Raw genomic sequence first — 21,714 nt, forward strand, 5'->3', positions numbered from 1 at the left:
GTGGTGGCGTTGGAGCCGTCGGTGCCGTTCTTGTCGACGGTGACCGGGCAGTGGGTCGATTCGGCGCTGACGGATGCCGGGTACTGGTATCGCAATCTGCGTCAGACGGTGCAGCTGGAGCCGGCCGTGACCGCGCTGATCGCCGAAGGGCACGGGGCGTTTCTGGAGATGAGTCCGCACCCGGTGCTGACCGTGCCGGTCGCCGAGACCGTCGAGGCCGCCGGTGCGGAGGCTGTGGTTGTCGGGTCGTTGCGTCGTGGTGAGGGCGGCCTGGGCCGCTTCTACCTCTCCCTGGGCGAGGCGTGGGCCGCAGGCGTGCCCGTCGACTGGACGCCTGCCTACGAAGGCTTGTTCCCGCGCATGGTCGACCTGCCCACCTATCCCTTCCAGCACAGCCGTTACTGGCTGGACGCGCCGAAGCCGGCGGTCGCCGTGGACCCGGTCGAGGAGGCGTTCTGGCGGACCGTGGAGGAAGGCGACCTGGAGGCGCTGGCTGGCACGCTCGGTGTCGAGGAGGGTCTGGAGGCCGTCGTACCGGCACTGGCCGCCTGGCGCCACACCCGCCATGAGCGGACCCTGCTCGACAACTGGCGATACCGCGTGGTGTGGAGGCCCTTCGAAGCTCCCGACGAGCGCCCCCTCGCGGGGGACTGGCTGATCGTCGTACCCGAGACCCGAACCGGCGACGACCTCACGGTGCGAACCCGCCGTGTGCTGGAGGAGTCGGGGGCGAGTGTCGTGCCCGTTGCCGTGCCCGAACAGGCGGACCGTGTCGTTCTCGCCGAACTGCTCGAAGCCGCTGTGCTGCACCTGGGCACCACGCCGGCCGGTGTGCTCTCGCTCCTCACGCTCCACGACGAACCGGACAAGCGCAGCCCCGGTGTCTCCAAGGGCCTGTTGGCCGCCATGGCGTTGAGCCAAGCGCTCACCGACACGGAGGTGCGCGCCGGGCTCTGGACGCTCACCCGTGGAGCCGTCCCGCTCGACGGCGACCGGATGCCGAACGCCGGTCAGGCTGCCGTGTGGGGTCTGCTGCGGGTGGCCGCGCTGGACGACTCCGAGCGGGCCGGCGGCCTGGTCGACCTTCCGGCCGACGGCTCCACCGACGTCCTCACCCACCTGCCCACGCTGTTGGCCGCGGGCGGAAGCCCCGACGCGGAGAGCGAGTTCGCGCTCCGGAGCGGGTCCGTCGGCATCCGCGTCCGCCGCATGGTGCGCTCCCCTCTCCCCGCCACGGGCTCGGCCCCGGCGCCGGTGTGGCGACCGCGCGGCACGGTGCTCGTCACCGGCGGTACGGGCGCCCTCGGCGCCCACGTGGCCCGGGACCTCGCCCGCGAGGGAGCCGAGCACCTCGTACTGACCAGCAGGCGCGGCCCCGATGCACCCGGAGCGGCCGCACTGGCGCAGGAGTTGACCGACCTCGGCTGCCGGGTGACCATCGCCGCCTGCGACGTGGCCGACCGGGACGCACTGGCAGAGCTCCTGAAGGGCCTGCCCGACGAACCGCCGCTGACGGCGGTCGTGCACACCGCGGGCGCCGTCGACCGGGCTCGTCCGCTCACCCGGGTCGACACCGACGAGGCGGTCGACCTGATGCATGCCAAGGTCGTCGGTGCCCAGAACCTGCACGACCTGCTCGCTGGACGCGCGTTGGACGCCTTCGTCCTCTTCTCTTCCGGCGCCGGCGTATGGGGCAACGGCGGTCAGGCACCGTATGCCGCGGCCAACGCCCACCTGGACGCCCTCGCCGAGTCCCGCCGGGCCGCGGGGCTGCCCGCCACCGCGATCGCGTGGGGTGCGTGGGCGGGCGGCGGAATGGTCGACGCCGAGGTCGGGGACCAGCTGCTGCGACGGGGTGTGCCGGCCATGGAGCCGCGGCTCGCCGTACGGGCCCTGCGGGAGTCGGTGGCGGCGGACGACACCACCGTCGTCGTGGCGGACATCCGGTGGGAACGCTTCGTAGCGGCGTACTGCGCCCACGGGAACCGCCCGCTCATCGAGGAGATCCCGGAAGTGCGGGCCCTGCTGGCGGCACAACAGGCTGAGGACGAGGCTCGGCAGGCGGCGGACGTCTCCGGCGCCGCGAGCGGGCTGCGCGGTGAGCTGGCCGCGCTCACGCCGGCCAAGCGCAAGCGCCGGCTGGCGGAGCTGATCCGGACGCATGCCGAAGCGGTCCTCGGCTCCGGATCGGCGAAGGCGGTCAGGCCCGGAAAGGCCTTCCGCGACATGGGCTTCGACTCGCTGACCGCCGTGGAACTGCGCAACCGGCTCGGTGCCGCCCTCGGCACCAAGCTCTCCGCGACCCTCGTGTTCGACCATCCCACACCGAACGCGCTCGCCGACCACCTCGACGCGGAGCTCTTCCCCACCGACGACGGCGCCCCCGGGCTCGACCCCCGGCTCAGGGAGGTCGAGGCGGCCTACCGCGCCACCGCCGACCCCACCGACCGGAAGGAACTCGCGGACGCGCTGCGCGGCCTGCTCGACACCTGGGCGTCGGCACCCACCGGCGAGCCGGCCTCCGCGGCCGTGGACGAGGAACTGGTCGGCGCCTCCGACCAGGACATGTTCGACCTGATCGACAAGGAACTCGGGATCTCCTGAGCGGTCCCCCGACACGACTTCCCGATTCTCGAAGGGCTGACTGGCATGGGCAACACGGGCAACACCGAGGACAAGCTGCGGGACTACCTCAAGCGCGTCACCACCGACCTGCGGCAGACCCGCCGCAGGCTCGACGAGCTGGAGACGCGGGCGCACGAGCCCATCGCCATCGTGGCGACCGCCTGTCATCTGCCCGGCGGTGTGCGCAGCCCCGAGGAGCTGTGGCAGCTCGTCGCCGACGGCGTCGACACCGTCTCGGACCTGCCCACCGACCGCGGCTGGGACATCGACGGGCTGTACGACCCCGACCCGGAGCGCATCGGCACCAGCTACGTCCGCCACGGCGCCTTCCTCCACGACGCGGCCGACTTCGACGCCGGGTTCTTCGAGATCTCGCCGCGTGAGGCGACCGCGATGGACCCCCAGCAGCGGCTGCTGCTGGAGACCACGTGGGAGGCGTTCGAGCTGGCCGGCATCGACCCCACCACCCTGCGGGGCAGCTCCACCGGCGTCTTCGTCGGCGCCAGCAACCAGGCGTACGCCCCCGACGGAACCCGCGCCCCCGAGGGCATCGAGGGACATCTGCTGACCGGTGGGTCCGCCGCCGTCCTGTCGGGCCGCATCGCCTACAGCTTCGGCTTCGAGGGCCCGGCCGTCAGCCTCGACACCATGTGCTCGTCGTCGCTGGTCGCGCTTCACCTGGCGGTGCGGTCACTGCGCAACGGTGAGTGCTCCATGGCCGTCGCCGGCGGTGCCACCGTCATGGCCAGCATGCGCAACTTCGTCGAGTTCAGCCGCCAGCGCGGACTGGCCGCAGACGGCCGCTGCAAGCCCTTCGCGGCCGGAGCCGACGGCACCGGCTGGGGCGAAGGCGTAGGGGTATTGCTCCTGGAGCGCCTGTCGGACGCCGAGGCCAACGGGCACCAGGTCCTCGCCGTCATCCGTGGCTCGGCGATCAACCAGGACGGGGCCTCGAACGGCCTGACCGCTCCGAACGGCCCCTCGCAGCAGCGCGTCATCCGCGCGGCGCTGTCCGACGCGGACCTGTCGGCCGCGGACGTGGACGTCGTGGAGGCGCACGGTACGGGCACGAAACTCGGCGACCCGATCGAGGCGCAGGCACTCCTGGCCACCTACGGGCAGGAACGCGACGCCGACCACCCGCTCTGGATCGGCTCCCTGAAGTCCAACATCGGCCACACCCAGGCTGCCTCCGGTGTCGCGGGCGTCATCAAGATGGTCGAGTCGCTGCGGCGCGGGATCGCGCCCAAGTCCCTGCACGGGGAGGAACCCACCCCGCACGTCGACTGGTCCACCGGGACCCTGCGTCTGCTCACCGAGGCCGTCGACTGGCCCGAGACGGGACGGCCGCGCCGAGCGGGCGTCTCCTCCTTCGGCGGCAGCGGCACCAACGCCCACGTCGTCCTCGAGCAGGCACCGGTCACTCGGCCTCCGGCCGGAGAACCGGGCACGACCGACGCCGTCCTGCCCTGGCTGCTGTCGGCACGGACGGAAGCCGCGTTGAGGGAGCAGGCACAGCGACTGACCGACCGTGTGGAGTCCGCCGACCTGTCCGCCGCGGACGTCGCCCACACGCTGGCCACCGGTCGTGCCGCTCTGGAGGAGCGCGCCGTCGTGGTCGGCGCCGACCGCTCCGCCCTGCTGAACGGCCTGCACGCCCTGGCACGAGGTGAGCGGCCCGCCGGTGTGACGCGCGGCCTCACCGAAAGCCCGGGCGCGACCGTGGACCCGGTGTTCGTGTTTCCGGGGCAGGGGGCGCAGTGGGTGGGGATGGCGGTGGAGCTCCTCGATACGTGTCCGGTGTTCGCGGCTCGGTTCGTTGAGTGTGGTGAGGCGTTGGGTGAGTTCGTGGACTGGTCGTTGGTGGATGTGGTGCGTGGGGTGGAGGGTGCACCCGGCTTCGACCGCGTCGATGTGGTGCAGCCGGTGTTGTGGGCGGTGATGGTGTCGTTGGCGGCGGTGTGGGAGTCGTTCGGTGTCAGGCCGGCTGCGGTGGTGGGGCATTCGCAGGGTGAGATCGCTGCTGCGGTGGTGGCGGGTGCGTTGAGTGTGGTCGATGGTGCGCGGGTGGTGGCGTTGCGGTCGCGGGCGATTGTGGCGTTGGCCGGGCGTGGGGGGATGGTGTCGGTGGCGTTGCCGGCGCGGGGTGCGCAGGAGTTGGCGGCGGGGTGGCCGGGTCGGGTGTCGGTGGCGGCGGTGAACGGTCCTGCTTCGACGGTGGTGTCGGGTGATGCCGGTGCTCTGGACGAGCTGGTGGCCCGTGCGGAGGCCGGCGGGGTTCGGGTGCGGCGGATCGATGTGGATTATGCGTCGCATTCGGCGCATGTGGAGGCGGTAGAGGCCGAGTTGGCGGAGGTGCTGGCTCCTGTGGTGGCGTTGGAGCCGTCGGTGCCGTTCTTGTCGACGGTGACCGGGCAGTGGGTCGATTCGGCGCTGACGGATGCCGGGTACTGGTATCGCAATCTGCGTCAGACGGTGCAGCTGGAGCCGGCCGTGACCGCGCTGATCGCCGAAGGGCACGGGGCGTTTCTGGAGATGAGTCCGCACCCGGTGCTGACCGTGCCGGTCGCCGAGACGGTGGAGGCCGTCGGTGCGGAGGCTGTGGTTGTCGGGTCGTTGCGTCGTGGTGAGGGCGGCCTGGGCCGCTTCTACCTCTCCCTGGGCGAGGCGTGGGCCGCGGGGGTGTCGGTGGACTGGGCCCCGGCCTTCGAGGGGCTGTCGCCGCGCATGGTCGACCTGCCCACCTACCCGTTCCAGCACAGCCGCTTCTGGCTGGACGCGCCGAAGCCGGCGGTCGCCGCGGACCCGGTCGAGGAGGCGTTCTGGCGGACCGTGGAGGAAGGCGACCTGGAGGCGCTGGCCGGCACGCTCGGACTGGACGGCACCGAAGGTCTCGGCGACCTCGTTCCCGCGCTCTCCGCCTGGCATCGACAGCGGGAGGGCCGCGCCCGGCTGGACAGCTGGCGCTACCGGATCGTGTGGCGGCCGCACCGACTCCCGGAGGGCGACACGGTCGACGGCACCTGGCTCCTCGTCGTACCCGCCGAGCATCTTGGATCACCGCTGGTCAGCGGTGTCGCCGACGCACTGGGCCGGGCCGGGGCGACCGTTGTCACCTTCGTCATGGGGCCCGACGACCTCGACCGCGGAAAGATCGCCTCACGGCTCGCCGCCGCCGTCGCCCGGACCGATGGCGCCCCCACGCAGGGTGTTGTCTCCCTGCTGGCCCTCGACGAGGGCCCGGCGCCGGAACACTCCGGTGCCACCTCGGCCATGGTCTCCTCGCTGCTCCTGGTCCAGGGTCTGCTGGACGCCGGCATCGACGCCAGGACGTGGTTCCTCACCAGCGGAGCCGTCGCAACCGGTGCCGAGGGCGACGCCGTCGACCAACCCGTTCAGGCTGCCCTGTGGGGTCTCGGACGTGTGGTGGCTCTCGAACATCCCCGGCACTGGGGCGGGTTGCTCGACCTGCCCGCGGATGTCGACGACGACATCGCACGTCGGCTGGTCGCCCTCCTCGCCACCCGGGGCGAGGAGGACCAGGTCGCCCTGCGCGCACAGGGAACGTATGTCCGTCGGCTGATCCGCACGCCGCTCGCCGGCCGTGCTGCGGCGCGCACCTGGCGCACCAGCGGCGCCGCGCTCGTCACCGGCGGCACCGGCGGGCTCGGCGCACACGCGGCCCGTCTGCTGGCCCGCAACGGTGCCGAACACCTGGTGCTGACCAGCCGGCACGGTCCCGACGCGCCCGGGGCGGCCGAGCTGGAACGGGAGCTGACCGACCTCGGCTGCCGGGTGACGATCGCCGCCTGCGACGTGGCCGACCGGGACGCGCTCCGACGCCTCGTCGGGCGGGTCGAGTCCGAGGGCCCCGCCATCCGCACCGTCGTGCACACCGCCGGTGTCGGCATGCTCGCCCCACTCGTCGACACCGAGCCGGGCTTCTTCGCCGAGGGCGCCCGCGCCAAACTCCTCGGGGCGGCGAACCTCGACGAACTCTTCGCCCACGACCGGCTGGACGCCTTCGTCCTGTACTCGTCCGTGGCGGGAACCTGGGGCAGCGGCGACCACGGCGCCTACTCCGCCTCCAACGCCTACGTCGACGCCCTCGCCGAGAACCGCAGGGCCCGAGGTCTGACCGGGACGTCCCTGGCGTGGGGCATCTGGAGTCCCGAAGGCGGCGGCATGGCCGTCAACGTCGTACGCGAACAACTGCGCTGGCGCGGGATCCCGTTCATGGACGCCGACATCGCCGTGACCGGCCTCCAGCAGGCCCTCGACCACGACGAGACCTTCCTCGCGATCGCCGACATCGACTGGGAACGCTTCGTCCCCGTCTTCACGGCCGCCCACCCCAGACCGCTGCTGCACGAGGTCCCCGAAGTCGCCGAGGCGATCAAGGCCGAAGAGGCCGTGCTCGACAGCGCCGCCGACCGGCGCGGCGGGCTGCGCGCCGAACTCGCCGCCCTGCCCCCCGCCGAACGCGACCGGGCCCTCACCGACGTGGTCCGTACCCACGTCGCCGCCGTCCTCGGCTACGCCCAGGGCGACGACATCGCCGCCACCCGCGCCTTCCGCGAACTCGGCTTCGACTCCCTCACCGCGGTCGAACTGCGCAACCGCCTCAACGAGGCGACCGGCCTGGCCCTGCCCGCCACCATCGTCTTCGACCACCCCAACGTCCGCGAGCTGGTACGCCACCTGCGCGGACACCTCGCCGACGACCGCGCCGCCGAGGAGACCGCCGCGCTCCCGGTCCTGCCCGCGGCCGGCCCGGCGCACGAGGACGAGCCGATCGCCATCGTCTCCATGGGCTGTCGCTTCCCGGGCGGCGCACACTCGCCCGAGGACCTCTGGCAGCTCGTCCTCGACGAGACCGATGCCGTGTCCGGTCTGCCCGTCGACCGCGGATGGAACGCGGAGAGCCTCTACGACCCCGATCCCGACCGGGCGGGAACCACCTACGCCCGGGACGGCGGGTTCCTTTACGACGCGGCCGAGTTCGACGCGGCCTTCTTCGGCATCTCGCCGCGTGAGGCGACCGCGATGGACCCGCAGCAGCGACTGCTGCTGGAGACCGCCTGGGAGACCCTGGAGCGGGCCGGCATCGCCCCCGACAGCCTGCGCGGCAGCGACACCGGCGTGTTCGTCGGTGTCTCCCACCAGGGCTACGGAGCATCCGGCGAGGTCCCGGAGGGGCTCGAAGGGCACCTGATCACCGGCACGGTCACCAGCATCGCCTCCGGCCGCATCTCGTACACGCTCGGCCTCGAAGGACCGGCCGTGACCATGGACACCGGCTGCTCCTCCGCACTCGTCGCCATGCACCAGGCCATGCGGTCGCTGAGGTCCGGTGAATGCTCCCTCGCGCTGACCGGCGGCGCCGCCGTCATGGGCGAGCCGGTCGGACTGATCGGCTTCAGCCGCCAGCGCGGCCTCGCCGTCGACGGGCGCTGCAAGGCGTTCGGCGCGGGAGCCGACGGCATGGGAATGGCCGAGGGCGTGGGTGTCCTGCTCCTGGAGCGTCTGTCGGACGCACGGGCCAACGGCCATCAGGTCCTCGCCGTGGTGCGGGGTTCGGCGATCAATCAGGACGGCGCGTCCAACGGCCTCACGGCTCCCAACGGTCTGTCCCAGCAGCGCGTGATCCGTGCGGCGTTGGCGGATGCCGGACTGTCCGCCGCGGATGTGGACGTGGTGGAGGCGCACGGTACGGGCACGAAACTCGGCGATCCGATCGAGGCTCAGGCCTTGCTGGCCACGTACGGCCAGGAACGCGAGGGCGACCGGCCGTTGTGGCTGGGGTCGGTGAAGTCGAACATCGGGCATGCGCAGGCAGCCTCGGGTATGGCCGGGGTCATCAAGATGGTCCAGGCGATGCGCAACGGCACCCTGCCCAAGTCCCTGCACACCGACGAACTCTCCACCTTCGTCGACTGGTCCGCCGGACAGGTCCGGGTCCTCACCGAGGCACGCCCCTGGGAGCAGAACGACCGACCCCGTCGGGCGGGCGTCTCCTCCTTCGGCGTCAGCGGGACGAACGCGCACGTCATCCTGGAGGAACCGGAGCCGGAACCGGAACCGGAAACCGCCCCGGAAGTGGACCCCTTCAGCCGGCCCGAGGCAGCCGTCCCGTGGGTGGTGTCGGCTCGTTCGGGGCCGGCGCTGCGTGAGCAGGCCCTGCGGCTCGTGGCCCGCCTGGAGGGCACGGACACCGACCCGCTCGACGTCGCCCACACGCTGGCCACCGGCCGTGCCGCTCTGGAGGAGCGCGCCGTCGTGGTCGGCGCCGACCGCTCCGCCCTGCTGGACGGTCTGCGTGCCCTCGCCGCCGGTACAGCCGACACCAGGCTCGTCCGGGGGGTGGCGCCGCACAACGGCGAGTCCGTCCAGCCGGTGTTCGTGTTCCCGGGGCAGGGGGCGCAGTGGGTGGGGATGGCGGTGGAGCTCCTGGACACGTGTCCGGTGTTCGCGGCCCGGTTCACTCAGTGTGGTGAGGCGTTGGGTGAGTTCGTGGACTGGTCGTTGGTGGATGTGGTGCGGGGGGTGGAGGGTGCCCCCGGCTTCGACCGCGTCGATGTGGTGCAGCCGGTGTTGTGGGCGGTGATGGTGTCGCTGGCGGCGGTGTGGGAGTCGTACGGTGTCAGGCCCGCTGCGGTGGTGGGGCATTCGCAGGGTGAGATCGCTGCTGCGGTGGTGGCGGGTGCGTTGAGTGTGGTCGATGGTGCGCGGGTGGTGGCGTTGCGGTCGCGGGCGATTGTGGCGTTGGCCGGGCGTGGGGGGATGGTGTCGGTGGCGTTGCCGGCGCGGGGTGCGCAGGAGTTGGCGGCGGGGTGGCCGGGTCGGGTGTCGGTGGCGGCGGTGAACGGTCCCACCTCGACGGTGGTGTCGGGTGACGCCGACGCTCTGGACGAGCTGGTCGCCCACGCGGACGCCGACAACGTTCGGGTGCGGCGCATCGATGTGGACTATGCGTCGCATTCGGCACATGTGGAGGCGATCGAGGCCGAGTTGGCCGAGGTGCTGGCTCCGGTGGTGGCGTTGGAGCCGTCGGTGCCGTTCCTGTCGACGGTGACCGGGCAGTGGGTCGATTCGGCGCTGACGGATGCCGGGTACTGGTATCGCAACCTGCGTCAGACGGTGCAGCTGGAACCGGTCGTGCGGCGACTGGTGGAGTCCGGTCACGGAGCCTTCGTCGAGATGAGTCCGCACCCGGTGCTGACCGTGCCGGTCGCCGAGACCGTCGAGGCCGCCGGTTCGCAGGCGCCGGTCATCGGGTCGTTGCGTCGTGGTGAGGGCGGTCTGGACCGCTTCCACCTCTCACTGGGCGAGGCCTGGACCAAGGGGCTCGACGTCGACTGGGCCCCGGTCTTCGCGAACCGGTCGCCGCACCGGGTCGACCTGCCCACCTACCCCTTCCAGCGCAGCCACTACTGGCTCCAGCCCGTCGCCCCGCACCATGGCGCCGACGATCGGAGCCCGGGCGCCGTCGACCTGGTGGACGACGGGTTCTGGGCCAACATCGAGAACCACGACGTGGATTCCCTCGCCGAGAGCCTCGGGATCGAGGACGTGCGGTCGCTCGCCGAAGTCGTCCCCGCCCTGTCCTCGTGGCGACGTGACCGGATCAACCGCTCCACGCTGGACGGCTGGCGCTACCGGGTCGCTTGGCGGCCGCGCGCCGAGCAGTCCGGCCGGGTCGAGGGCCTGCCGGGCAACTGGCTGATCGTCGTGCCCGCCGGACACGAGAGCGACCCGATGGTACGACTGGTCCGCGAGGCGGTCGACGAGCGGTCGGCCGGGGCGCTGCTGCTGGTCGCCGGACCGGACGCCGCCGAACGCGAACGGATGGCCGACCTCGTGCGGCACCGCACCGACGGCGTCGAGATCGGCGGCGTGCTCTCGCTGCTCGCCCTGGACGAGTCGCCGTGGTCCGCCGAGGGCGTGCTGCCCACCGGCCTGGTACTGACCACCGCGCTGCTCCAGGCGGTCGGCGACGCCCGGGTCGACGGGCCCGTCTGGTGCGCGACCCGCGGCGCCGTGTCCGTGCACCGCGGTGACGTACTGCGCACCCCGCTCCAGGCGATGTGCTGGGGGCTGGGCAGGATCGCGGCCATGGAGTACCCACAGCGCTGGGGCGGTCTCATCGACCTGCCCGAGACGCTGGACGGCCGTGCGGCGCGCCGTCTGGTCGCCGCACTGTCGGGCACACTGGAAGAGGACCATCTGGCGGTACGGCCGTCCGGGCTCTTCGCCCGCCGGCTGGTGCGCGCCGGTGAGGGGCCCCGGCCCGACGGCGACTGGCGGCCGTCCGGGACCGTCCTGGTCACCGGGGGAACCGGCGGACTCGGCCGGCACGTCGCCCGCTGGCTCGCCCAGGGCGGGGCCGAGCACCTGGTGCTCGCCTCCCGGCGCGGTCCGGACGCACCCGGAGCCGGCGAACTCGTCGCGGAACTCGCCGAGCTGGGCGCCACGGCGACCGCCGTCGCCTGCGATGTCGCCGACGCCGACGCGGTGCGGCGGCTCGTCGACGACCTGCCGGGCGGCGGCACACTGACCGCTGTCGTGCACACCGCCGGCATCATCGACGACGGACTCATCGACGCCCTGACCCCGCAGCGGGCACACGGCGTCATGCGCCCCAAGGCCGACGCGGCGCTCGCCCTCGACGCCGCCACCAGGCACCTCGATCTCGACGCGTTCGTGCTCTTCTCGTCCATGGCCGGCACCCTCGGCGGCCCCGGACAGGGCAGCTACGCCGCGGCCAACGCCTTCCTCGACGCCCTGGCCGTGCGCCGCCGGGCGGAGGGACTGCCCGCCACCTCCGTCGGCTGGGGCACCTGGTCCGGCGGCGGCATGGTCGGCGAGGAGGTCGCGGAGCGGCTGCGCCGCGACGGTGTTCCCCCGATGGACCCCGAACTGGCCATCGCCGCCCTGCAGAAGGCGCTCGACCAGGACGAGGAGTTCCTGATCGTCGCCGACGTCGACTGGAAGCTCATCACCGCCCGCGCGTTCGCCGCCCTGCGAGAGTTTCCCGAGGCCCGCACGGCACTCGTGGCCGACGGCGCGGTACAGAAGAAGGAGAGCGACGCCGTCGACGGGCCGGCGCCGGTCAAGCGGCTGGCCGCCCTGCCGCCCGCCGAGCGCCGTGCGGCGCTGCTGGCCGAGGTCCGCGGGCAGGCCTCCGCGGTGCTGGGCCACGCCGACGCCGACGCCGTCCCCGACGGGCGCGCCTTCCGCGACCTGGGCTTCGACTCGCTGACCGCGGTCGAACTGCGCAACCGACTCGCCGAGGCCACCGGGCTGCGCCTGCCGGTCACCCTTGCCTTCGACCACCCGTCCGCGAGCGCCCTCGCCGCCCACCTGGACCGTGAACTGTTCGGCGCGGACCCGGCCGAAGACGATCGACCCCAGCTGCCCGCGGCGGCCGTGGACGACGACCCGGTCGTCATCGTCGGCATGGGCTGCCGCTTCCCCGGCGGGGTCACCTCGCCGGAGGAACTGTGGCGGCTCGTCGCCGACGGCACCGACGCCATCACCCCCTTCCCCGCCGACCGCGGCTGGAACGTCGACAGCCTCTACGACCCCGACCCCGAGCGCACCGGCCACTCCTATGCCCGGCACGGCGGGTTCCTGCACGACGCCGACCGGTTCGACCCGGCGTTCTTCGGCATCGCGCCCCGGGAGGCCGTCGCCATCGACCCGCAGCACCGGCTGCTGCTGGAGACATCCTGGGAGGCGTTCGAACGCGCCGGTATCGGCCCGGACCGGCTGCGGGGCGCACGCGCGGGCGTGTTCGTCGGCTCGAACTACAACGACTACGGCAGCCGCGCCGGACGGGCCCCCGAGGAACTGGAGGGCTACCTCGCCACCGGCAGCGCGAGCAGCGTCGCCTCCGGCCGCATCGCCTACACCTTCGGTCTGGAGGGCCCGGCGGTCACCGTCGACACCGCCTGCTCCTCGTCCCTCGTCGCCCTGCACCTCGCCGTGCAGGCCCTGCGGTCCGGCGAGTGCGAACTCGCCCTGGCCGGCGGGGTGACGGTGATCTCCACCCCGGACACCTTCGTCGAGTTCAGCCGGCAGCGCGCCCTGTCGCCCGACGGCCGCTGCAAGGCGTTCAGCGCGGAGGCCGACGGAGCGGGCTGGGCCGAAGGCGTCGGACTGCTGCTGCTGGAGCGTCTCTCCGACGCCCGCCGCAACGGCCACCCCGTGCTCGCCACGGTGGCCGGGTCCGCCGTGAACCAGGACGGCGCGTCCAACGGGCTCACCGCGCCCAGCGGACCCGCACAGCAGCGCGTCATCCGGCAGGCCCTCGCCTCCGCCGGACTGTCCCCGCGGGACATCGACGCCGTCGAGGCGCACGGCACCGGCACCACCCTCGGCGACCCGATCGAGGCGCAGGCCCTGCTCGCGGTCTACGGGCCGGACCGGCCCGCCGAGCGGCCACTGTGGCTGGGTGCCCTGAAATCCAACATCGGCCACACCCAGGCCGCTTCGGGTGTCGCGGGCGTCATCAAAATGGTGATGGCGATGCGGCAGGGCGTCCTGCCGCGCACCCTGCACGCCGAGCAGCCCTCCCCGCACATCGACTGGTCGTCCGGGGCGGTCCGCCTGCTGCACGAGGAGCGGGCCTGGACCGCCGGCGACACCCCGCGCCGCGCGGGCGTCTCCTCCTTCGGGGTGTCCGGCACCAACGCGCACGTCATCCTCCAGGAACCGGACGCCGCCGACACCACGGAGCCGGCCCGGACGGCCGGCCGGACCCCCGGCGTCCTGCCCTGGCTGCTGTCAGCGCGCGGTACCGCCGCACTGCGCGCCCAGGCCCGACGCCTGCTCGACCACCTGGCCGACCACCCGGACAGCGCCCCGGCGGACCTCGCCCTGTCCCTGGCCACCACCCGCGCCCACCACGACGACCGGGCGGCCGTCGTCACCGCCGGCACGGACGCCCTCGCCGAAGCGCTCACCGCCCTCGCCGAAGGCCGTGACCACCCGCTGCCGGTCGTGGAGCGGGCCCGCGGCGGCAAGGTGGCGTTCCTCTTCTCCGGACAGGGCGCCCAGCAGGCCGGCACCGGGCGGGTCCTGTACGAGCGCTACGAGGTCTTCGCCGACGCCCTCGACGAGGTCTGCGCCCACCTCGAGACCCACCTGGAACCACACCCCGACGCGCGCCTCGGCGCACGCCCCGAACCGCCGCTGCGCGACGTGCTGTTCGCCGACCCGGGCACGGAGGAGGCGGCACTCCTCGACCACACCGCCTACACGCAGGCCGGTCTCTTCGCCGTGCAGGTCGCCCTGTACCGGCTCCTGGAGAGCCTGGGCGTACGGCCCGACGCGCTGCTCGGTCACTCCGTCGGTGAGATCGCCGCGGCCCATGTCGCGGACGTCCTCACACTGGAGGACGCCTGCCGGCTCGTCGCCGTACGCGGCGGTCTCATGGGCGCACTGCCCCCGGGCGGAATCATGGTCTCCGTCCAGGCCGGTGAGGACGAGGTGACCCCCCTCCTCGCCGCCCACGGGGACCGGGTCGCCGTCGCCGCCCTCAACAGCCCGCACGCCACCGTCCTGTCCGGCGACGAGGAGGCCGTCACCGCGGTCGCCTCCGAACTGGCCGCCCGGGGACGCAAAACGCGCCGACTCAACGTCAGCCACGCCTTCCACTCGCACCACATGGACGGCATGCTCGACGCGTTCGCCGCCCACACCGCCCAGATCGACCACGGCCGGCCCGCGACGACCGTCGTCTCCACCGTCACCGGCCGTCCCGTCACCGACGGCGAACCGTTCGACGGCGGCTACTGGGTGCGCCAGGTCCGCGACGGCGTCCGCTTCCACGACGGCGTCCGCGCCCTGGAGGAACAGGGCGTCACCACCTACGTCGAGATCGGCCCCGGTGGCGTCCTCACCGCGCTGGCCGGGGAGTGCGTCGACGGCGACGCCGCCCTCGTCCCGGCGCTGCGCCGCGACACCGAGGAGGAGGCCTCGCTGACCTCCGCCCTCGCCCGGCTGCACACCCGCGGCCACCACGTCGACTGGGAGACCTGGTTCGCCCCGACCGGCGCCTGCCGCACCGACCTGCCCACCTACCCGTTCCAGCGGCGCAGCTACTGGCTGGAGGCGACCGGCCCCGACGTCCACCGCTCCGACCTCGAACCCGTACGCCACCACCTGCTGACGGGGGCCGTGCCGCTGGCCGACGGCTCGGCGACCGTCCTGACCGGCACCGTGTCCGTGGACGGCAGGCCCTGGCTCGCCGACCACGCCCTCGACGGCCGGATCCTCTTCCCCGGTACCGCGTTCCTCGACCTGGCCATGGAGGCCTGCGCCCACACCGGCGCCGCCCGCGTCGCCGATCTCACCCTGCAGACCCCGCTCGTCCTCCCCGAGGACGGCGCGGTCCGGCTCCAGGTCACCGTCACCGCACCCGACGACCACGGCGACCGCGCGCTGACCGTCCACTCCCGGCCCGTCACCCGCGACGAGGCCGCCCCCGGCCCCTGGACCCGGCACGCCGAGGGCACCCTCGGCGGCACCCCCGCCGCCACCGCCCCGGCACCCCTGCCCACCGCCTGGCCGCCGCAGGGCGCGAGCCCCGTGGAGGTGAGCGGACTGTACGAGCGCATCGCCGGCGGAGGCTTCGCCTACGGGCCGGCCTTCCGCGGGCTGCGCGGCGCATGGCGCGACGGCGACACCGTGTACGCCGAGGTCGCCCCCGAGGACGGCGAACACCTCCAGGGCACCGACCGGTTCCGCATCCACCCCGCGCTCCTGGACGCCGCCCTGCACACGGTGGCCCTCACCGCCGACGGATCGGGCGGCACGGTCGTCCCGTTCACCTTCACCGACGTCACCGTGCACCGCGCCGGGCCCACCGCCCTGCGCGTCCGCCTCACCCCCCTGGCCGGACACACCTACCGGGTGACCCTTCTCGACGGCACCGGGCAGCCGGTCGCCGACATCGACACCCTCGCACTGCGGCCCGTGGACACCGCTGCCCTCCCGGCCGCCCCCGGCCGCGGGGCGCTGCACCGGATCCGCTGGACGCCCGCCGCACCCGGCACGGCCCCGGCCGGGACCGTGCACCTGCTCGGCGACCCGGCACCGGCCCTCCCGGACGCCGTCCGTCACGCCGGCCCCGCCGCGCTGGTGCGGGCCACCACCGCGACGGCCGTACCCGGAACCGTCCTTGCCGCCGTGCCGGAGACCCACACCGCGACCGACCTCGGCGCCGCCACCCGCACCGCCACCGGCCACGCCCTGCGCCTCGTCACCGAGTGGCTCACCCAGGACTCCCTCGCGGGGTCCCGGCTCGTGCTGCTCACCCGGAACGCCGTGACGGCCGGACCCGACGACGCATCGTGCACCGACCCCGCCCAGGCCGCCGTCTGGGGTCTGATCCGCGCGGCCCGCGCCGAGAACCCGGGACGCTTCGCCCTCGTCGACCACGACGGCAGCCCTGCCTCCCTGGACCGGCTGCCGTCCGTACTGGCCCTCGGGGAGAGCGAGATCGCCCTGCGCGACGGCACCGCCCTGACACCACGCCTCACCAGGACCGGTCCCGCCGCTCCGCCCGCCGGCCCCGCCGCTCCGCCCGCCGGCCCCGCCGCCCCGTCCGCCGGCGCCACCCCCGTCGTCGGCGACGGCACCGTGCTGGTCACCGGCGCGGGAGGTGTACTGGGCCGACAGATGGCCCGCCACCTGGTCACCGCCCACGGAGTGCGCTCCCTGGTACTGGCCGGCCGGCGCGGCGCCGCCTCCGACGGCATGCCCGCACTGTGCGAGGAACTCACCGGACTCGGCGCCCACGTCACCGTCGCGGCCTGCGACGTCGCCGACCGCGACGCCCTGGCCGGGCTGCTCGGCGCGGTGCCCGCCGACCGTCCGCTGACCGCCGTCGTCCACACCGCCGGCGTCCTCGACGACGGCATCGTGCAGTCCCTCACCCCCGAACGCCTCGACACGGTGCTGCGCCCCAAGGCCGACGCCGCCGTCCTCCTGGAGGAACTCACCCGCGACACCGGCGCCCAGCTCGTCCTCTGCTCCTCGCTCGCCGGCACCCTCGGCGGCGTCGGACAGGGCAACTACTCGGCCGCCAACGCCTTCCTCGACGCCTTCGCCGCACGCCACGACACCCCGGAACGCCGGATCCGGTCGCTCGCCTGGGGCCTGTGGGCCGAACGCGGAGGCATGACGGGCACACTCGGGACGTCGGACCTGCGCCGTATCGCCCGCAGCGGACTGCGCCCCATGGACACCGGCCACGCACTGGCCCTGCTCGACGCGGCACTGCGCGCCCCCGAACCCTGGTACGCGCCCGCCGACCTCGACCCGGCCACCCTGCGGGCCTCCGACGGCACCGTGCCCGACCTGGTCCGCGACCTCGTCCCGGCCCGCACCCGGCACCCGGCCGCCCCGGCGCAGACCGGCGCTCCGGCGGCACCGGCGGGCGGCGAACTGCGCGCACGGCTGGCCCGGCTCGCCCCCGCCGACCGGCACACCGCCGTCCTGGACGTCGTACTCACCCAGGCGGCCCTGGTCATCGGGCACGACAGCCCCGAGTCCCTCGACCCCGAAGGGGGCTTCCTGGACAGCGGCTTCGACTCCCTGACCGCAGTCGAGCTCCGCAACCGCGTCGGCGCCCTCGCCGGCGTACGACTGCCCGCCACTCTGATGTTCGACTACCCGACGCCGCGGCGGCTCGCCGCGCACCTCCTGGAGCGCATCGAACCCGCGGACCGGTCCGCCGACACCCCGCCGCTGCTCGATCAACTCAGCGCACTGGAAACACAGTTGAGCGAGAGCACAGTGGACGGCGCGCTGCACGGTCAGCTCCGTGCCCGGCTGCGCGGCCTCCTGGACCGGCTGGACGGCGCCACCCTGCCCGATCCGGCCGGCCCGGACACCGACGAGGTGTCCGACGACGAACTGCGCGCCTTCCTCGAGGGCGACCTCGACGAGGCCTGACCCCACCGCCCCACCCACCCTCACCCACCCGTCACCCGTGATCTGGATGGAACATGAAGGCTCTCGTGCTCGCGGGGGGATCCGGTACGCGGCTGCGACCGATCACCCACACCTCCAGCAAACAACTGGTCCCGGTCGCCAACAAACCGATCCTCTTCTACGGCCTCGAAGCCATCGCCGAGGCAGGCATCACCGATGTCGGCGTCATCGTCGGCAGCACCGCACCGGAGGTGCAGGCAGCCGTCGGTGACGGCTCCGCCTTCGGACTCGACGTCACCTACATCCAGCAGAACGAGCCCCTCGGGCTCGCCCACGCCGTCCTCATCGCCCAGCCCTTCCTCGGCGACGACGACTTCGTCATGTACCTCGGCGACAACTTCGTCCTCGACGGCATCAGTGACGTCGTCGACGAGTTCCGCAAGGACCCCCGCGACGCGCACATCCTCCTCACCCGGGTCGGCGACCCCACGGCCTTCGGCGTCGCGGTGACCGACGACCACGGCAACGTCGTCGAGCTGGAGGAGAAGCCGAGCCGGCCGCGCAGCGACCTCGCCGTCGCCGGCGTCTACCTGTTCACCACGGCCGTCCACGAAGCCGTACGGGCCATCCCGCCCTCGGCCCGCGGCGAACTCGAGATCACCGACGCCCTCCAGTGGATGATCGACCAGGGAATGACCGTACGCTCCACCGTCATCACGGGCTACTGGAAGGACACCGGCAACGTCACCGACATGCTGGAGGTCAACCGCACACTCCTCGAACGCCTCCAGCCCCGCGTCGACGGATCCGTCGACGAGGAGAGCGAGATCATCGGACGCGTCAGGATCGAGGAGGGCGCCGAGGTCCGCCGCTCCCGCATCGTCGGCCCCGCCATCATCGGCGCCGGCAGCGTGGTCACCGACTCCTACATCGGCCCGTCGACATCGGTGGCGGAGGACTGCCGCATCACACACAGCGAGATCGAGTACTCCATCGTGCTGCGGGAGTCGTCCTTCGAGCACATCAGGCGCGTCACCGCGTCACTGGTCGGGCGCAACGTCAAGGTCACGCTGACACCGCGGCTGCCCGCCGCCCACCGCCTCGTCATCGGAGACCACGGGCAGGTCCAGATCTCCTCATGAAACCCGTCCGCCTGCTCATCGTCACTGCGGTCGAGGCCGAGCGCGACGCCGTGATCTCCGGCTTCGGTCCCGCCGTCGCGGTCGCCGCTTCCGGCCCGCCGGGCCGCGAACTGCTCCGTCTCACCTGCTCCGATACGGTGACCTGCGGGGACACCCGCCGGGCGCCGTCGGCCTCCCGCCGCCGCCCGCTGACCGCGGACCTGCTGGCCGGAGGAGTGGGCCCCGCCGCGGCCGCGGCCGCCACGGGCGCCGCGCTCGCCCTGGCGGCCGCCCGGGAGGCACCGTACGACCTCGTCATCAGCGCGGGCATCGCCGGCGGGTTCGCCCCCGTCGCCGCGATGGGCTCCGTCGTGGTCGCCGACCGGGTCATCGCCGCGGACCTCGGCTGCGAGACCCCCGACGGCTTCCTGCCCGTCGACCGCCTCGGCTTCGGCACCTCCGAGCACACCTGCCCGCCGCACCTGGCAGCCGCCGTGGCCCGCGCCCTCGGCGCCGTCCACGCGCCGGTACTCACCGTCTCCACCGCCACCGGTACCGAGGACAGGGCCCGCACGCTCCGGAAGCACCACGCAGCGGCGGCCGAAGCCATGGAGGGCTTCGGCGTCGCCGAGGCCGCCGCCGCGCACGGGATTCCCATGCTGGAAGTCCGTACCGTCTCCAACCCGGTCGGGCCGCGCGACCGCGCGGCCTGGCGTATTCCCGACGCTCTCGCCGCTCTCCGCGACGCCTTCGCCGTGCTCGGCCCCGTCTTCGCCCACGGCGCCCACCCCCTCGCGGCTGACCGCCCGAGCTGACCGCTCGAACGCGAACTCATCGCTACAGGGCGGTCGTTCGGGGACCCGCCCCGCCGTGCACGGCCCCGCGGGACACTGCTTGGGCCTGCGCGAACGACGCTGCGCGGCCGAACTCCAAGCGTTTCCCCAGAGAACCCCGCCGGGCGCCGAACAAGCCTCGTCACCCGGGTCATGCTGTCCCCACCGCACGCGGAGCACTCCGTCGGACCCATGCCCACCGGGCGCCCCGGGCCGACGCGCGGAGCCCCGGCGCGCACTCCGTTCCGTCACCGAACCGAACAGCATGGGGGCAGTCCATGACGAAGGAAGCGCAGCTTCGGGACTACCTCAAGCGGGTCACCGTCGATCTCCACGCCACCCGGCGCAAGCTGCGGCAGCTGGAGGCCCGCGAGCAGGAGCCCGTCGCCATCGTCGGCATGAGCTGCCGGCTGCCCGGCGACGTACGCACACCGGACGACTTCTGGGACCTCCTGGCCTCGGGGACGGACGCGGTGACGGACTGGCCCACGGATCGCGGCTGGCCCGCCCCCGACGCGGCGGACGGTACCGACGGAGACCGCCGGCGCGGTGGCTTCGTGCCGGACGCCGACCGCTTCGACCCCGCCTTCTTCGACATCTCCCCGCGAGAAGCGCTCGCCATGGACCCCCAGCAGAGGCTGCTGCTCGAAGTGGTCTGGGAGGCCTTCGAACGGGCCGGCATCGACCCCACCACCCTGCGCGGCAGCCGCTCCGGCGTCTTCGTCGGATGCAGCGACCAGGGCTACGCCTCCGGCCTGCGCGAGGTCGCCGACGACGTCCGCGGCCACCTGCTCACCGGCAACTCCATGTCCGTCCTCTCCGGCCGCGTCGCCTACGCGCTCGGCCTGGAGGGTCCCGCGGTCACCGTCGACACCGCCTGCTCCTCGTCCCTCGTCGCCCTGCACCTCGCCGCCCAGTCGCTGCGCTCCAAGGAGTGCTCCCTCGCGGTCGTCGGCGGCGTCACCGTCATGTCCGGCCCCGGTGCCTTCACCGAGTTCGGCCGGCAGGGGGGCCTGTCCGGAGACGGCCGCTGCAAGGCCTTCTCCGACGACGCCGACGGCACCGGCTGGGCCGAGGGCGCCGGCACCCTCATCGTGGAACGGCTCTCCGACGCCCGCCGCAACGGCCACCGGGTGCTCGCCGTGCTGCGCGGCAGCGCGGTCAACCAGGACGGCGCCTCCAACGGCCTCACCGCCCCCAACGGCCTCTCCCAGCAGCGAGTCATCCTCGCCGCACTCGCCAACGCCGGCCTGCCCGCGACCGAGATCGACGCCGTCGAGGCGCACGGCACGGGAACCGCCCTCGGCGACCCCATCGAGGCGCAGGCCCTCCTCGCCACCTACGGCCAGGGCCGCACCGCCGACCGCCCGCTGCTGCTCGGCTCCGTGAAGTCGAACATCGGCCACACGCAGGCCGCCGCCGGTGTCGTCGGCGTCATCAAGTCCGTCCTCGCCCTCCGCCACGGCGTCCTGCCGCCCACACTCCACGCCGAACGCCCCTCCACCCACGTCGACTGGGCCGCAGGACACGTCAAGCTCCTGACGGGCCCCACCGAATGGCCGCACACCGACCACCCGCGACGCGTCGGCGTGTCCGCCTTCGGCCTCTCCGGCACCAACGCCCACGTCGTCATCGAGCAGGCACCCGAACCCACCGCGGACGAGAACCCCGTCGAAACCGCCCCGCGCGCCCTGCTGCCGGTCCTCCCGTGGCTCCTGTCCGCCCGGGACGAGGACTCCCTGCGCGCCCAGGCCGGCCGCCTGGCCGCCCACCTGACCGCCCACCCGGACACGGACCTCTACGACCTGGCCGCCTCCCTCGCCACCACACGCACCGCCTTCGAGCACCGGGCGGCCGTCCGCGGTCACGACCGAGCCGCACTCCTCGCCGAACTGGTCGAGTTGGAGCGGGGGGAGACCGGGACCCGGACTCTCGTCGGCACGACGAGCGAGGGCAGGACGGCGTTTCTGTTCTCGGGTCAGGGTGCGCAGCGGTCGGGGATGGGGTGTGAGTTGTATGAGGCGTTCCCGGTGTTCGCGGAGGCGTTCGACGCGGTGTGCGGGCATGTCGGGGAGGAGTTGCGGGAGGTCGTCTTCGGTGCGGATGCCGAGCGGTTGAATCGCACCGAGTGGACGCAGCCGACGTTGTTCGCGCTTGAGGTGGCGTTGTTCCGTCTGGTGGAGTCGTTCGGG

General features: G+C 73.5%; 4 protein-coding genes and 1 pseudogene. All 5 read left to right on the plus strand.

Annotated elements, in window-relative coordinates; translation table 11 throughout:
* On the plus strand, positions 1-2,604 hold a 2,604-nt coding region (locus tag ACSLTV_RS34610), incomplete at its 5' end, for an SDR family NAD(P)-dependent oxidoreductase (RefSeq protein WP_435613583.1).
* Positions 2,605-2,649: 45 nt separating this feature from the next.
* Positions 2,650-17,589 (plus strand): type I polyketide synthase, encoded by a 14,940-nt coding sequence (locus ACSLTV_RS34615; RefSeq protein WP_435613584.1) that lies wholly within the window; start codon positions 2,650-2,652, stop codon positions 17,587-17,589.
* Between the two features lie 53 nt (positions 17,590-17,642).
* Positions 17,643-18,710: a glucose-1-phosphate thymidylyltransferase gene (locus tag ACSLTV_RS34620; RefSeq protein ID WP_432140045.1), complete on the plus strand. Its 1,068-nt coding sequence runs from the start codon at positions 17,643-17,645 to the stop codon at positions 18,708-18,710.
* A complete protein-coding gene (locus ACSLTV_RS34625) occupies positions 18,707-19,504 on the plus strand; it encodes a futalosine hydrolase (RefSeq protein ID WP_432157670.1) in 798 nt (265 codons plus the stop codon). Before ACSLTV_RS34620 ends, ACSLTV_RS34625 begins: the two co-directional genes overlap by 4 nt.
* 299 nt (positions 19,505-19,803) lie before the next feature.
* Positions 19,804-21,714, plus strand: a pseudogene (locus ACSLTV_RS34630) (type I polyketide synthase); the annotation flags it as partial.

Origin of the sequence: Streptomyces sp. bgisy159, from assembly GCF_965341775.1 — a bacterium.
In the GTDB taxonomy this organism is placed as follows: Bacteria; Actinomycetota; Actinomycetes; order Streptomycetales; family Streptomycetaceae; genus Streptomyces.